Genomic DNA, 15,210 nt, shown 5'->3' on the forward strand with positions numbered 1-15,210 from the left:
AAGGCGAGTTCACAACGGAACCGCGTTGGGTTTTTCCGGCGGCCAGGGAGTGGCATCGGGCCTGCCGGAGCTGGGCGGCAATGGATCGCAGATCCAATGCCGCCCAGCGAAGGGGCGGGGCCGCCGGAAAAATCCAACGGCCCCGACCCTGTGTAGCTCAGACTAGACGCGCGGCTTCTCGCGCATCTCGAAGGTCTCGATGATGTCGCCTTCGTTGATGTCGTTGTACGAGCCAAGACCGATACCACACTCGAAGTCCGTGCGGACCTCGGTGGCGTCGTCCTTGAAGCGCTTGAGCGTCTCAACGGTGAGGTTGTCGCCGATGACCTTGCCGTCGCGGCTGATGCGGGCCTTCGTGTTGCGTCGGATAATGCCCGAGCGAACGATGGAGCCTGCAATGTTGCCGAACTTGGAGGAACGGAACACCTCGCGGACCTCGGCGGTGCCAAGCTGGACTTCCTCGTACTCCGGCTTGAGCATGCCCTTGAGGGCCATCTCAATGTCATCGATTGCTGAGTAGATGACGGAGTAGAAGCGCATGTCCACGCCTTCGCGGTCTGCCAGTTCGGCAACACGCTCGGCAGGCTTGACGTTGAAGCCGATGATGACGGCGCTGTCGACCGTTGCCAGGTTGACGTCGTTCTGCGTGATGGCACCGACACCGCGGTGGATAACGCGGAGCTGGACACCCTCGCCGACGTCGATTTTGAGCAGCGCGTCTTCAAGGGCTTCCACGGCACCGGACACGTCACCCTTGAGGATGAGGTTGAGGGTGTCGATCTTGCCTTCGGCGACGGCCTGGTCGAAGTCTTCCAGGCTGATGCGCTTGCGGCGCTTGGCCAGGGCGGCGTTGCGGTCGGCTGCTTCACGCTTCTCGGCGATCTGGCGGGCGGTGCGCTCGTCAGCGGTCACGAAGAAGGTGTCGCCGGCGCGCGGCACGTTGGACAGACCCAGGACCTGAACGGGGCGGGACGGGCCGGCCTCGGTCAGGGCGCTGCCGTCGTCGTCGAACATTGCACGGACACGGCCGTGTGCCGTACCGGCAACGATCGTGTCGCCGACGCGCAGGCTACCGGACTGGACCAGGACAGTTGCCACGGAACCGCGGCCCTTGTCGAGGTTGGCTTCGATCGCGATACCGCGGGCGTCCTTGTTCGGGTTGGCCCGCATGTCCAGCGCGGCATCTGCCGTGAGCAGAACCGCCTCGAGCAGCTCGTCGATGTTCAGGTTCTGGCGTGCAGAGACCTCAACGAACATGGTGTCGCCGCCATACTCTTCGGGAACCAGGCCGTACTCGGTCAGCTGGCCGCGGACCTTGTCCGGGTTGGCGCCTTCCTTGTCGATCTTGTTCACGGCCACGACGATCGGCACGTTGGCCGCCTGGGCGTGGTTGAGGGCTTCCACGGTCTGGGGCATAACGCCGTCGTCCGCTGCGACCACGAGGATGGCAATGTCCGTGACCTTCGCACCACGGGCACGCATGGCGGTGAACGCCTCGTGGCCAGGGGTATCGATGAAGGTGATCTTGCGGTCTTCGCCTTCGTGGTTGTGCGTCACCTGGTAGGCACCGATGTGCTGGGTGATGCCGCCGTGCTCGCCCGCCATGACGTCGGACTTGCGGATGGCATCGAGCAGGCGGGTCTTACCGTGGTCAACGTGGCCCATGACGGTGACTACTGGAGGACGTGCCTCGAGGTCTTCGTCGCCTTCTGCCTCAAGCTCGGCGTCGAAGTCGATGTCGAAGGTGCTGAGCAGCTCGCGCTCCTCGTCCTCCGGCGATACGACCTGAAGCTTGTAGCCAAGCTCCTCGCCCAGCAGTGCAAAGGTTTCCTCATCCAGCGACTGGGTGGCCGTTGCCATTTCACCGAGGTGGAAGAGCACGGTCACCAGCGCAGCGGGGTTCGCCTCGATCTTGTCGGCGAAGTCCGTGATGGATGAGCCACGGCGCAGCCGGACTACGGTGTTGCCGTCGCCGCGGGGTACGCTCACGCCACCCAGCGACGGGGCACTCATCTGCTCAAGTTCCTGGCGCTTTGCACGCTTCGACTTGCGCTGCTTGCCACGGCCTGCGCCGCCCTTACCGAAGGCACCCTGGGTTCCGCCGCGGCCACGGCCGCCCTTGCCGAAACCGCCGCCTGCCGGAGCGCCGCCGCCTGCACCGGGACCGCCGGTTCCGGGAGCGCCGCCTGGACGGCCCGGACCGCGGCCTCCGCCGCCGGGACGGCCTGCACCAGCCGGTGCCGGACGCTCAGTGCGGTTGGGCATCATGCCGGGCGTGGGACGGTTTCCACCGGCACCACCCGCGGGACGCGGACCACCAGCGCCCGGGGCGCCACCGGTACGCGGAGCACCGGGACGGGGTCCGCCCGGAGCCCCACCGGTACGCGGAGCGCCCGGACGGGGACCGCCGGCGCCTGCTGCGGGGCGGGGACCGCCGGGACGGTCGCCGTCAGTACGGCTGCCGCCCGGACGGGGCATGCCCTGGGACGTCGCGAACGGGTTGTTGCCCGGGCGCGGCGGACGGTCTCCGTCGCCGCCACGGCCGCGGGGCATGCCCTGGGACGTTGCAAACGGGTTGTTGCCGGGACGGGGACCGCCCGGGCGGGGAGCGGAGCCACCCTGTCGAGCCGCGGGCGCTGCCGGGGCATCTGCTTTGGGGGCCGGACGCGCGCCGGGCTTGGCGCCCGTCGAGGGAGCGGCGGGGGCAGCCGGGGAGGGAGCTGCCGGGGTTGCGGCAGCGGGAGCAGCAGGTGCTGCAGGCGCGGCCGGCGCTGCCGGAGTTTCAGCCTTGGGTGCCGGTGCCGGTGCCGGTGCAGATGCCGTTGCCGGGGCAGGTGCCTGGGCCTTCGGGGCAGCCGGACCGGGAGCCGGAGCGGGGCGTGATTCTGCTGCCTTGGCCGGAGCCTTGGGAGCGCTGGCGGGCGCTTCGGTCTTCGAAGCGGCCGCAGCCGGGAAGGCGTTGCGGAGTTTCCGCACAACGGGGGCCTCAATGGTGGAAGAGGCAGAGCGAACGAATTCGCCCAGTTCCTGCAGTTTTGTCACTGCATCTTTGGAAGTAATACCGAGCTCTTTAGCAAGCTCATGTACGCGGACCTTGGCCACATTTCTCCTGTCTCGGTCCGCACCGAGCCAGGCACGAACCGTCTACTTCTTACTGCGGACCTCCGCCGCGAGTGCAGCTGAAAGGTCCATTGCAGAGCGCAACAAAGTTGTCATCGTTGCGCACTCATCGCTGGGAACTCATCGGGTTTCCATCAGTTTTCTGACCCGCTTTCAGGTTGGACGGTTGTTGCTGCGGCCACCGGGGTGTCCACGGCGTGCGTGTCTGCCATGATCCGGCGTTCGACGGCTGCGGTATCGGTAACGCCCTTGAGGGCCCTTCCAAATGCACGCCGCTTGACCGCCAGGGCCAGGCACGCTTCGCTGGGGTGCAGCCATGCACCCCGGCCAGCCATCCGGCGTCGTTCATCCACTACGACAGCGGATGATCCGCCGGCGTCGGAGACGAGCCGGAGTAACTCAGACCGTGGCCCTTTCTTTCGGCATCCGATGCAGGTACGTTCCGGCTGATTCCCGAGGTGTTGCACTGCTGCCACTGTCGAGTATCTTCCTGCCTGTACTTATCTGCCTGCCCACTGCTCTGCCGCTGCCGTCTGGCAGAGGCGGGAACACATATGGGCACACTGATGCCGGCTGCTAGGCACGGTCATGTTCCATTCTAGCCCCTCAGGGCCCCCTGACCCGAAATGCCGGACGAAACTGCCCGCGGCAATCGCGGGCAGTTTCATGTCCGGCCCAGGCGCGGGTGAACTGCGGAAACGTTCCTTTTACGTGCGCGGCGCCGCAGCGTCGGACACAATGTCGATGCGCCAGCCGGTCAGCTTCGCCGCGAGCCGGGCGTTCTGGCCTTCCTTGCCGATGGCGAGGGACAGCTGGTAATCCGGCACAACAACGCGGGCGGACCGGGTGGCCTCATCCGTAATGGTGACGGAATTCACACGCGACGGGGACAGCGCGCTGGCGATGAACGTCGCGGGATCCTCGCTGAAGTCGACGATGTCAATCTTTTCGTCGTTCAGCTCGGTCATGACTGCGCGCACGCGGGAACCCATTTCGCCGATGCAGGCGCCCTTGGCGTTAATGCCCGGGGTGTTGGCCTTCACGGCGATCTTGGTGCGGTGCCCGGCTTCGCGGGCCAGCGCGACGATCTCCACCGAGTGGTCGGCGATTTCCGGAACCTCCAGCTCGAAGAGCTTCCGCACGAGGCCCGGGTGCGACCGGGACAGCGTGATGGAAGGGCCCTTGGTGCCGCGGTGCACGTCGATCACGTAGGCACGGAGCCGGTTTCCGTGGATGTACTTCTCCCCCGGGACCTGCTCGGGCGGCGGCAGCAGCGCTTCTACAGTTCCCAGGTTGACCTGGATCATGTGCGGGTTGTTGCCCTGCTGGATCAGACCCGCCACGAGTTCGCCCTCACGGCCCTTGAATTCGCCCAGGACGTTGTCGTCCTCAACGTCGCGAAGCCGCTGGAGGATGATCTGGCGCGCGGTGCTCGCCGCGATCCGGCCGAAACCGGCAGGCGTGTCCTCGAACTCGCCGATGGGCACGCCGTCGTCGTCGATTTCCGTGGCCCAGATGGTCACATGCCCGCTCTTGCGGTCCAGTTCCGCGCGGGCTTTCTCGAAGGCGCCCGGGGACTTGTGGTAGGCAACCAGCAGTGCCTGCTCGATCGTGGGGATGAGGAGATCCAGCGGGATTTCGCGCTCACGCTCCAGGAGTCTCAGTGCGCTCATGTCAATATCCATCAGGCCTCCTCAGAAGGTCCATTGTGCTCGTTTTCCAGACCGGCCTCGTCGAGGTGGCTGAACTCAATTTCGACTTTTCCGCTGCGGATCTTGTCGAAAGGAAGTTTTACGGGGTCACCCTGCTTGGGCTTCATGCCTTTTTTCACGGCAATTTCCGGAACCAGCGTCACACCGGAATCATCAACCGACTGGATCCGGCCCGTGACGTTGTCACCCTGGATCACGCTGACGCTCACCATCCGGCCGCGGGCACGGTGCCAGTGCCGGGGTTCCTTCAGGGGGCGCCCCACTCCCGGCGAGGAAACCTCGAGGTCGTACGGGCGGCTGTCCGTGCTGGGGTCATTGTCCAGAATGTCGGAGAGTTCCTTGGAGATGTCCGCGATGACATCGAGGCTGACCCCGCCCGTTTCTTCCTGGGGCAGGTCCACCACCACATGGACCACGCGGTTGGAGCCTGCGACGTTGATGGCAACATCCTCCAGGTACAGCCTGTGCGCCAGGACCGCGGGCTCAAGCAAAGACCGGAGGCGTTCAGCCTCGGGGTTAAGGACAGCCGCGGGCTCAGCCTTTCCCGCGTCGGTCCGGTCTGATGAAGTCGTGGCTTCTGCATTGCTCACGATGCCGGCCGCCTCCCTATAGATGATGTTGTGACTACTAGCGTAACGATATTCCGGCGGCCTTGGTGCACGGAGTTCGCTGCAGCCGTGACAACATAGTCTGTTGTGAAAGAGGACACCAGGGAAAGCGGCCGGACGACGAACTATTTCCGCTATGCCCTCGCCGCCTTCACGGCTCTCCTGGTGCTCAGCCTGGGTTTTGCCCTGATTCCGCGGCCCTCTGCGGAGCCTGCCGCCCCGCCTTTTTCCGAGCAGGCACGGGCATCCGCCCTGGCTGAGACCCTGCGGCTGAGGTCAGTCAGCCAGCACCTGGCGAAGGACTCCTCCGGCGCGGAGCGGCTGATGTACTCACGCACTGTGACATTGCTGACTACCCAGGCGAGGGCGCTGCTGCTTCCCTCCGATGCCGCTGAGTCTGCTGTTCCTTCCCCGTCGCAGACGGAATCTGCGGGATCGGAATCTGCGGGATCGAAGTCTGCGGGTTCTGAGACTGCGGCGCCGGCCACCGCCGGTGGACCTGCAACTGCCTCTCCTCCGCCGTCGGCTTCCTCCCTGGCAGCCGGGCTGTCTGCCAGCGGCAAGCTGCGCCTCGCCCATGCTCACACAGCCGACGGCGGGATGGCGCGCCTGCTGGCGGCCGTCGGCACCGCACAACTGGTGCAGGCGATCGCCCTCGCCGGGGCCTCCGGGACACCGGTTCCTGACCTGCCTCCCGCCCCGGCACCAATGCGTACCCTGGCAACCGGATGCCAACCGTCCGGCACCGCGGCGCCTATGCCGTCAGCCAACGGAGCCCCGGCTTCCGTCCCGTCTGAGCCGGCCGGCACAGTGCCGCCTGTGGCCGCTGAGCCAAACGAGTCCTCCGGTGCTGCCTCCGCAACAGCTGCCCTCGGGCGCGTTGTCCGCACGGAGGTGGAGACCGTCTACGGCTACCAGGTGGCGCTCACCCGGCTCGATGACCAGGCGGCAAGCCAGCGGGCCAGGGACCTGTTGGCCACGCACGAGGCACTGGTGGACGAGGCAGAGACCCACACCCGTGTCCACTGCGCGCCGGTCCCGCCCCGCGAACCCGGCTATGCGCTGGATGCATCATTCCTGAAGAATCCGGCCGCCGGATTGGCCAGCCTCGAGGCCGGTACCTTGCCCGTCTACGGCGACCTTGTGGCGCTCAGTGACGGGCCCACCAGGCACTGGGCGATCGCATCGCTCCTGGGAGCCGCACAGCGTGCCGTGGGCTGGGGATCCGATCCCGGCCCCGTCCCCGGACTGGTGCTCGACACCTCGCAGCTTCCCCCCTTGCCGGAAACCGCCACGCCCACGGCGTCGCCCGTGTCCCCGCCGTCCTAATTTCCTGCCGCCCTCTGGCAGGCAGGATGCCGTGGTGGTTTGCTGGAGCCATGGAGTCAGCGGACGTTGCAGGATCTCCCCACGACGGATGGCACAACAACGAGCCCCACAACAACGACATGGTCCACCGCCTGAACTGGCTTCGCGCCGGCGTCCTCGGCGCGAACGACGGCATCGTCTCGGTCGCCGCAATCGTTGTGGGCGTGGCGGGCGCCACCAGCGAGCACGGCCCGATCCTCGCTGCGGGCGCCGCGGGCATGGTGGGCGGCGCAGTTTCCATGGCCCTGGGCGAGTACGTATCTGTCAGCAGCCAAAGCGACAGCCAAAAGGACCTGATCGAAAAGGAACGCCGCGAGCTCGCCGAGGAGCCTGAGGACGAGCTGCTCGAACTCACGGCCATCTACCGGAGCAAGGGCCTCACCGAGGAAACGGCTCAAAAGGTGGCCCGGGAACTCACCGAGCACGACGCCTTGGCGGCCCACCTGTCGGCGGAACTGAACATCGACGAACAGGACATCGTGAGCCCATGGCATGCCGCGTTTGCCTCGGCCATTGCCTTCACTCTGGGTGCGGTTCTGCCCATGCTTGCAATCCTGCTGCCACCGGAAAACATCCGCGTTGCCGTCACGTTCGGAGCCGTCCTGGTGGCCCTGGCCCTCACCGGTGCCCTCGCCGCCTGGATCGGCGGCGGATCCAAGGTCCGCGCCGCCACACGCGTGGTGGTGGGCGGCGGGCTCGCACTTGCCGCGACGTTCACCATCGGCAACCTGCTGGGGGCCAGCGGGATCGTCTAGGCGGGCGGCGCCACTGCCGCACCCGCGGTATTTCCGGAGCGGCGGGCATCGGCCGGCGGGAAGGCCGCGTCAACTACGATGGGGCTGATGAGCCGCACAACCGCCCTTCCCATACCCCCGGACTTTGCGCGCCGCTACTCCCGCAGCAGCGCCGGCCGGTCGTGGCTGGCTTCCCTCCCCGGGCTTGTGCGCAGCCGCATCGAGCGCTGGGATCTGGAGGTTGACCTGGAGCCCGGCGCCCTGCCATGGAGCGGGCACGGCGGAATCGTAGTGCCGGTGCGGGCGCAGGGGGTTCCTGCAGCCCTGAAAGTGGCCTTCCCCCACGACGAAGCCCTCGTGGAACGGCATGCACTGGCTCTCTGGAACGGGCATGGAGCCGTCCGCCTGCTTGCCTCGGACGCCGGAACCTGCTCGATGCTCCTCGAACGGCTGGATGCCGAGAGGTCGCTCCAGTCAGAACCAATGGACATTGCCGTCGACGTGTGGGGCAGGCTCATGCGGGAGCTGAGCATCGTTCCCGACGGCCGGACGCAATGGCGGGAGTTTGTGCACGTCGCCGCAAGGGCCGAGCAGTGGAGCGACGATCTTCCGGCCGAATGGGAGCAGCTCGGACGGCCCTTCCCCCGGTGGCTCCTGGAAGCCGCACTTGAGGTGTGCCAGACCAGGGGCGCCGTGGGCCGCCGGACAGGCACTGACGTGCTCGTCAACACGGATTTCCATTTTCTCAACATCCTCGCGAGGCTGGACGGGGGCCCCGGACACGCGTCTTATGCCGCCATCGATCCGCAGCCCATGGTGGGTGAAGCGGAGTTCGGCGTGGCTCCCGTCCTGTGGAACCGGATACCGGACCTGCCTGCCGCGGATCCGGAAGCAGGGCTGCGGGCCCGATGCCGCGACTTCAGCATGGCGGCCGGGCTCGATGCCGAGGTAGCCCGCCAGTGGAGCCTCGCCCGCGAAGTGGACAACGCCCTGTCCTATGCTTCAAAGCCGGGCCACGGCGGTGACCTCGCCCGGTCCCTGTGGGTTGCCAGCACCCTTGCCGGACGGACACTGGAGGGGCTCCCTCCGGCGCATGCGCTGCCCGAGCCGGGCCAGGCCCCCGGGGATTCGCCGCCGGTTTAGGGCAACGGCCTCCTGCGCCCTCAGGGGCGGCCACGGACCGTTTCGAGTGCCACCCGCACTGCCTCCACTGCCGTAGCGACGTCACCGGCGTCGGTTGTCCAGTTGCTCACGGATATCCGCACCACGTCCCTGCCGTGCCAGCGGGACCCGGACATCCACACCGTTCCGTCGGCAATGAGCCTCTCCGCCACATCGCGGGTTGTGGCGTCGTCGCCGAAGGCCAGCGTGATCTGCGTGAACCCGACCTCGTTCAGGACCTCCACGCCGTCGATGGCTGCGAGCTTTTCCGCCAGTTGCGCCGCGGTCGACGCAAAGCGGCGGACCTGTTCGGCCACGCCCTCGCGCCCCAGCGATTTCAGTGCTGCCCACACCGGCACACCCCTGGCCCTGCGGGAAAGTTCCGGAACCCTGTGGCTGGGATCGCCGGAGCCGTCGGCATCCTGAAGGAGGTAGCTGGCGTGCAGTCCCATTGCGCTGCGCAGCGCCTGAGCGTCCCTCACGACGACGATGCCGCAGTCGTACGGGACGTTCAGGCTCTTGTGGGCGTCAGTCGCCCAGGAGTCGGCCTGCTCCACGCCTGCTGTCAGCCCGGCGAGTTCCGGGACGGCCGCGGCCCAAAGCCCGAACGCTCCGTCCACGTGCACCCAGGCGCCGTGCGCCTTCGACACCGCGATCGCCGCGGTAAAGGGGTCGAAAGCCCCGGAGTGGACGTCCCCGGCCTGCAGGCACACCAGTATCGGGGCGGACCTGGGACTTTGGGCGCCGTGGTTTGGGTCATCGCGGTTCGGGTCATCGCGTTCCCGGGCGATGCGATCCCGGGTGCCGTGTTCCAGGGCGATGCGGTCCAGCGCACAGTCCAGCTCGGCAGCGTTGATGCGCCCCTGGCTGTCGGAGGGAACCACGGTGGGGCTGCCCATGCCCAGATAGCGCAGCGCGAGGTCAACCGTCTCGTGGCGCGCCTCCCCCACAATGCAATGGATCCGGGGCGCCCCGAAGAGTCCGTCGCGGTCCAGATCCCAGCCGGCGTCCTGCATCAGCCGCCACCGCGCGGCCGCCATCCCGGTGAAGTTGGCCATCGTGGCTCCGGTGACGAAGCCGACGTCGGATTCCTCCGGCAGGCCGAGCAACTGGAGCAGCCAGTTGCCGCCAGCCTCTTCGATGGCGGCAATGGCCGGTGTGGCATAGCGGAGCGCAGAGTTTTGGTCCCACGAGCTGACCAGCCAGTCCGCCGCCATGGCGGCCGGCAGCGTGCCGCCGATGACCCAGCCGAAAAAGCGCCCTGAAGGCATGGCCATGAGGCCGGGTTCGGCGTGGCTGGCCAGGTAGTCCACGACGTCTGCCGGGGCCGTGCCGGACTGCGGCAGCCCGCCGTCGAACGCTGCCGCGAGTTCACGGGCCGCCTGCTGCGGGCCTACCCTGCGGTGTGGCTGGCTTTCGAGCCAGCGGATGGCATGACGGACGGCCGCAGCAAGGGCTTCCTCATACGGTTCCGCACCCGCTGACATAGGGGCATGCTACGCCGCTCCGGGGCACCTGCGAAGAGGCCACTCAGGCGAAGTTTTCCTGCCAGACGTCGAAGCCCAGCTTCACGATGAGGGCAGCGACCACCACGAGGAAAACCAGGCGCACGAAGCGGCTCCCCTGCCGGACCGCAGTGCGGGCGCCCAGGTAGCCCCCTGCCATGTTGGCCAGCCCCAGGAGCAGGCCGATTCCCCACAGCAGCGAGCCGTGCGGCAGGAAGAACAACAGCGCGCCGGCGTTCGTGGCCATGTTGACGATTTTGGCCTTGGCGCTTGCCTCAAGAAACGCGTAGCCCATGGCCGACACCAGGGCGATGACCAGGAATGACCCCGTGCCCGGACCGATCAGGCCGTCGTAAAAGCCAATCACGCCGCCAATGGTGCAGGCCACCACATAGTGGGTCCCGCCGTCGTGCCTGAGAACGGTCAGGTGACCGGCGTCAGGCTTGAGCGCCGTGAACAGCGCGACGGCGACCAGCGCCACGACGATGATGGGCTTGAACACCTCGGCCGGCAGACGGGCTGCCAGCAAGGCGCCACCGAAACTGCCGGCCAGGGCTATCGCCGCCATGGGCAGCGCCGTGCGAAGGTCCGGGCGGACCCGCCCATAGTACGTGACGGCGCTGGTGGTGGTGCCGAAGATGGAGCCCATCTTGTTCGTGGCGAGTGCCTGCACCGGCGTGATGCCCGGGACCAGCAAAAGCGCCGGAAGCTGCAGCAGGCCGCCGCCGCCCACCACGGCGTCGACCCATCCTGCGGCGAAGCCCGCCACCACGATCAGGATGATGGTGGCGAGCTGTATCGATTCGAAGCCCGATAGCACCTGCGGGACTGCGGGGGTGTCAGTTGCTGCGGACGGCGTTGACCACGAAGTCAACGGCCTTGTCCACGGCCACATTTTCCGCTTCGCCGCTGCGGCGGTCCTTGATCTCGACGACGCCGTCCACGAGTCCCTTGCCGACGGCCAGGATCGTGGGGACGCCGATGAGTTCGGCATCGCCGAACTTCACGCCCGGAGAGACCTTGGGGCGGTCGTCGTAGATCACGTCAAGGCCGGCGGCTTCGAGCTCGAGGGCGAGCTGTTCCGCTGCGGCGAAGATCTCCTCGCCACGTCCGACGGCCACGACGTGGACATCCGCCGGGGCCACAGAGCGGGGCCAGACCAGGCCCTTGGCGTCATGGTTCGATTCCGCCAGGGCGGCCACGGCACGCGTCACGCCCACGCCGTAGGAGCCCATGGTAACCACGACCTGCTTGCCGTTCTGGTCCAGGACCTTCAGTTCCAGGGCTTCGGCGTACTTGCGGCCGAGCTGGAAGATGTGCCCCATTTCGATGCCGCGCGCCGTCTCCAGTGGGCCGGACCCGTCCGGAGCTTCGTCACCGGCACGCACTTCGGTGCACTCGATGACGCCGTCCCAGCCGAAGTCTCGGCCTGCCACGAGGCCGAATACGTGCTTGCCGGCCATGTTGGCACCGGTCACCCATGAGGTGCCGCTGACGACGCGCGGGTCCACGAGGTAGAGGAGCTTGGCGGCGCCCTCGAGGCCGAGCAGGGGCGACGCCAGTGACATGCCCGGGCCAAGATATCCGCGGACGATGAGGGGGTTCTTGGCGAGGTCCTCGTCCCCCGCAGCCTCAACGGTGATTTCCCCGGCAACGGGGAGGTAGGCGCCGATGTTCGCCTCGACCCGCTTGAGGTCGATGCCCCGGTCACCGGGCACGCCGATGACGACGATCTGGCGCTCACCCGTGGGCAGGGTGACGGCGAGGACCACGTTCTTTAGCGTGTCGGCGGCAGTCCACGGGCCGCCGTCGGCATCGCTGCGGGGAACGAGCTCGTTGGAGGCGGCGACGAGGGTCTCGATGGTCGGCGTGTTCGGGGTGTCCCGGATCTCGGCAGGGGGTGCGTTGGTGTAGTCAATCTCGGCCGGGACAACGGTGGTCACGGCCTCGACGTTGGCCGCATACCCTCCGGCGGAACGCACGAACGTGTCTTCGCCGATCTCCGTGGGGTGCAGGAATTCTTCGCTCCTGGAGCCGCCCATGGCGCCTGCCGTGGCGGCCACCGGAACTACGTCCAGGCCGAGCCGTTCGAAGATCTTCAGGTAGGCGGCGCGGTGCGCGTTGTAGCTCGCGTCCAAGCCGGCGTCGTCCACGTCGAAGGAGTACGAGTCCTTCATGATGAACTCGCGGCCACGCAGCAGGCCGGCACGCGGGCGGGCCTCGTCGCGGTACTTGTTCTGGATCTGGTAGATGCTCAGCGGCAGATCCTTGTACGAGGAGTAGAGATCCTTGACCAGCAGGGTGAACATTTCCTCGTGCGTCGGGGCGAGGAGGTAGTCACCACCCTTCCGGTCTTTGAGCCGGAAGATGCCCTCGCCGTACTCCGTCCAGCGGTTCGTGGCCTCGTAGGGCTCCTTGGGCAGCAGGGCCGGGAAGTGGACTTCCTGGGCGCCGATGGCGGCCATCTCCTCGCGGATCACCTGCTCCACCTTGCGCAGGACGCTCAAACCCAGCGGCAGCCACGTATAGATGCCCGGCGCAGCCCTGCGGATGTAGCCGGCACGGACAAGGAGCCGGTGGCTCGCTACCTCAGCGTCGGCGGGGTCTTCGCGCAGGGTGCGCAGGAACAGCTTGGAAAGTCGAAGGACCACGGGTACGTATCCGTTTCTGGGGGAAGTGCTGAAATGTCTGGGTACTAATCTACCGGCAAGGCAAGGCCTCGGGTTCCGCGGGGGTTCCGCGGGGCTCGCACCGCAACTGAACTGAAGCGCAACAGAAGAGCCACGCCCCACAGCAGAAGCCCCTGGCCGTCGCCGGCTGGTCATCCCTGTGGTGACGTGGCTCCACGGCCGGTCATGCCGTTAATTCTCTGAGACCATCCCGCACCCGCAGGCACGATTAGGTAGAACCTATGTGATGGCAGTCACCGATTTCAAATCTGCCCTGCACTGAATCGTTCTGGCGCTCAGAAGAGAACGGTGGCGAACGTTCCCGCCTGGCGGAAGCCAACTCGCTCGTAGGTGGCACGGGCGCGCGAGTTGTAGTCGTTCACATAGAGACTGGTGATCGGAGCTATTTTTTGGGCCAGCAGCACCACGGCCGCCATGTAACCTGCACTGAGGCCAAGTCCCCGGTAACTGGGGTTCATCCACACGCCCTGCACCTGCGTGACCTCTGAGGTCACGGCACCGAGCTCGGCTTTGAACACCACTTCGCCATTATTCAGGTGCACCAGCGAGTGGCCCTGGCGGATCAGTCCCGCGACCCGCCGGCTGTAGAAGTCACGCCCTCCCAGGTACGGCGAATAGCCCACTTCCTCCTCGAACATGGCAGCGCAGGCGGGGAGGATGGTGTCGAAGTCGGCGTCCTGCCCGAAGCCCAGCTGCCAGTTGGGCTCGACGGCGGGCGGGCCGGCGATGGTCATCAGGGGCTGGTCCGCCCGTACTTCGTGAGCGAGGTGCCCCAGATGCTCCAGCTGGCTGTGCAGCGCCAGCACGGTGGGGGCGGGACCGAAGATGGACGCATACCTGCGGCCCGAACGGTGGGCTGCAGCAGCAACTGCCCCGGTCAGGGCGGGGGCCAGCTGCACCGGGACGAGGTTGGCGCCTGCCCAGCAGGCGCCAACCAGCGAATCTCCGTCGAAGACACCCAGGATATTGGCGCCTCCGGGAGTCGGGGCAGCCGTCCCCGTCGATTCCAGATGAGACAGGATAAAGACATTGGCCACAGGATCAGCGCCGGCCAGCTCGCGCAGCCCGGCTGTATCCGCGGCACCCAGTGTCCGGACAGTTGTCCTGTCCGGAGCTGCTCCGTCCTTATGAGACGCTAACCACGGGGCTACCCTTGACAGCATCTTCGCCATCGGCCTCCCCCATCTCTTCCGCGATACGCATGGCCTCTTCGATCAGTGTCTCAACAATCTGGCTCTCAGGGACAGTCTTGATGACCTCGCCCTTCACGAATATCTGGCCCTTGCCGTTGCCAGAGGCAACTCCAAGGTCCGCTTCGCGTGCTTCGCCCGGTCCGTTGACGACACAGCCCATGACGGCAACGCGCAGCGGGATCTCCATGCCTTCCAAACCGGCGGTCACCTGTTCGGCAAGAGTGTAGACGTCCACCTGGGCGCGGCCGCAGGACGGGCAGGACACAATTTCGAGTTTGCGCGGGCGCAGGTTCAGCGACTGCAGGATCTGGTTGCCCACCTTGATCTCCTCGACCGGCGGGGCGGAGAGGGAAACGCGGATGGTGTCGCCAATCCCCCGCGACAGCAGGGCGCCAAAGGCCGTGGCGGACTTGATGGTGCCCTGGAAGGCGGGGCCTGCCTCGGTCACGCCCAGGTGCAGGGGCCAGTCCCCTTTTTCGGCGAGCATCTCGTACGCCGCCACCATGATGACGGGGTCGTTGTGCTTGACGGAGATCTTGAAGTCGTGGAAGCCGTGCTCCTCGAACAGGGAGGCCTCCCAGACGGCGGATTCCACCAGCGCTTCCGGCGTGGCTTTTCCGTACTTCTTCAGGATGCCTGGCTCCAGCGACCCGGCGTTGACGCCGATGCGGATGGAGGTGCCGTGGTCCTTGGCCGCCCTGGCGATCTCCTTGACCTGGTCATCGAACTTACGGATGTTTCCGGGGTTGACGCGCACGGCGGCGCAGCCGGCCTCGATGGCCGCGAAGACGTACTTCGGCTGGAAGTGGATGTCGGCAATGACCGGGATCTGCGACTTCCGGGCAATGATCGGAAGGGCTTCAGCGTCATCCGCTGAAGGGCAGGCCACACGGACGATGTCGCAGCCGGTCGCGGTCAGCTCGGCGATCTGCTGCAGGGTGGCGTTGATGTCCGTGGTGGGAGTGGTGGTCATCGACTGCACGCTGATGGGCGAATCGGAACCGACGCCCACGGGGCCGACCTTGATCTGCCGCGTCTTGCGGCGCGGAGCAAGGACGGGAGGCGGTGCGGATGGCATTCCCAGGCTGACCGAGGTCACGTGGTCTCCTTGTATCGAAA

At 66.8% G+C, this 15,210-nt stretch carries 12 protein-coding genes; 3 read left to right on the top strand and 9 right to left on the bottom strand.

Annotated features, from left to right (window positions below):
- Positions 1–162: 162 nt before the first annotated feature.
- The 4 genes from infB to rimP all read right to left on the bottom strand — a co-directional run bounded on the left by infB (position 163) and on the right by rimP (position 5,422).
- The gene (infB, locus tag ACIP90_RS06380; protein WP_400577843.1) at positions 163–3,102 is read right to left on the bottom strand and encodes a translation initiation factor IF-2; all 2,940 of its coding nucleotides are present in this window, start codon (positions 3,100–3,102) and stop codon (positions 163–165) included.
- Between the two features lie 152 nt (positions 3,103–3,254).
- Positions 3,255–3,596, bottom strand: coding sequence for a YlxR family protein (locus ACIP90_RS06385; protein WP_400577845.1), 342 nt, complete (start codon positions 3,594–3,596; stop codon positions 3,255–3,257).
- Positions 3,597–3,827: 231 nt separating this feature from the next.
- On the bottom strand, positions 3,828–4,805 hold the full coding sequence (gene nusA, locus ACIP90_RS06390; RefSeq protein WP_400577846.1) for a transcription termination factor NusA: 978 nt from the start codon (positions 4,803–4,805) through the stop codon (positions 3,828–3,830).
- Complete coding sequence (rimP, locus tag ACIP90_RS06395; protein ID WP_400577847.1) at positions 4,805–5,422, bottom strand: ribosome maturation factor RimP; 618 nt, start codon at positions 5,420–5,422, stop codon at positions 4,805–4,807. The genes nusA and rimP overlap by 1 nt, the downstream gene beginning before the upstream one ends.
- 105 nt (positions 5,423–5,527) lie before the next feature.
- Here rimP and ACIP90_RS06400 point away from each other — a divergent pair, with 105 nt between their 5' ends.
- From ACIP90_RS06400 to ACIP90_RS06410, 3 genes are all read left to right on the top strand, one after another.
- Positions 5,528–6,769: a DUF4439 domain-containing protein gene (locus ACIP90_RS06400; protein WP_400577848.1), complete on the top strand. Its 1,242-nt coding sequence runs from the start codon at positions 5,528–5,530 to the stop codon at positions 6,767–6,769.
- A gap of 50 nt (positions 6,770–6,819) precedes the next feature.
- The gene (locus ACIP90_RS06405) at positions 6,820–7,563 is read left to right on the top strand and encodes a VIT family protein (RefSeq protein WP_400577849.1); all 744 of its coding nucleotides are present in this window, start codon (positions 6,820–6,822) and stop codon (positions 7,561–7,563) included.
- A gap of 87 nt (positions 7,564–7,650) precedes the next feature.
- Positions 7,651–8,685, top strand: coding sequence for an aminoglycoside phosphotransferase family protein (locus ACIP90_RS06410; RefSeq protein WP_400577850.1), 1,035 nt, complete (start codon positions 7,651–7,653; stop codon positions 8,683–8,685).
- Positions 8,686–8,705: 20 nt separating this feature from the next.
- Here ACIP90_RS06410 and ACIP90_RS06415 read toward each other — a convergent pair whose 3' ends face one another.
- The 5 genes from ACIP90_RS06415 to ispG form a co-directional block, all read right to left on the bottom strand.
- Complete coding sequence (locus ACIP90_RS06415) at positions 8,706–10,190, bottom strand: pyridoxal phosphate-dependent decarboxylase family protein (RefSeq protein WP_400577851.1); 1,485 nt, start codon at positions 10,188–10,190, stop codon at positions 8,706–8,708.
- Positions 10,191–10,233: 43 nt separating this feature from the next.
- Positions 10,234–11,028 (bottom strand): sulfite exporter TauE/SafE family protein, encoded by a 795-nt coding sequence (locus tag ACIP90_RS06420; protein ID WP_400578301.1) that lies wholly within the window; start codon positions 11,026–11,028, stop codon positions 10,234–10,236.
- A gap of 19 nt (positions 11,029–11,047) precedes the next feature.
- Positions 11,048–12,859 (bottom strand): proline--tRNA ligase, encoded by a 1,812-nt coding sequence (locus tag ACIP90_RS06425; protein WP_400577852.1) that lies wholly within the window; start codon positions 12,857–12,859, stop codon positions 11,048–11,050.
- Between the two features lie 314 nt (positions 12,860–13,173).
- A complete protein-coding gene (locus tag ACIP90_RS06430; protein ID WP_400578302.1) occupies positions 13,174–14,061 on the bottom strand; it encodes a GNAT family N-acetyltransferase in 888 nt (295 codons plus the stop codon).
- Positions 14,024–15,190: a flavodoxin-dependent (E)-4-hydroxy-3-methylbut-2-enyl-diphosphate synthase gene (gene ispG, locus ACIP90_RS06435; RefSeq protein WP_400577853.1), complete on the bottom strand. Its 1,167-nt coding sequence runs from the start codon at positions 15,188–15,190 to the stop codon at positions 14,024–14,026. The genes ACIP90_RS06430 and ispG overlap by 38 nt, the downstream gene beginning before the upstream one ends.
- Positions 15,191–15,210: the final 20 nt, after the last annotated feature.

Origin of the sequence: Arthrobacter sp. NPDC093139 (assembly GCF_044754165.1) — a bacterium.
Taxonomy (GTDB): domain Bacteria; phylum Actinomycetota; class Actinomycetes; order Actinomycetales; family Micrococcaceae; genus Arthrobacter.

What these genes read in the sequence shown, in the direction of transcription:
- nusA (WP_400577846.1), bottom strand. Translation starts at nt 4,805, where the DNA reads ATGGATATTGACATGAGCGCACTGAGACTCCTGGAGCGTGAGCGCGAA.
- ACIP90_RS06405 (WP_400577849.1), top strand. Translation starts at nt 6,820, where the DNA reads ATGGAGTCAGCGGACGTTGCAGGATCTCCCCACGACGGATGGCACAAC.
- ACIP90_RS06410 (WP_400577850.1), top strand. Translation starts at nt 7,651, where the DNA reads ATGAGCCGCACAACCGCCCTTCCCATACCCCCGGACTTTGCGCGCCGC.
- ACIP90_RS06415 (WP_400577851.1), bottom strand. Translation starts at nt 10,190, where the DNA reads ATGTCAGCGGGTGCGGAACCGTATGAGGAAGCCCTTGCTGCGGCCGTC.
- ACIP90_RS06430 (WP_400578302.1), bottom strand. Translation starts at nt 14,061, where the DNA reads ATGCTGTCAAGGGTAGCCCCGTGGTTAGCGTCTCATAAGGACGGAGCA.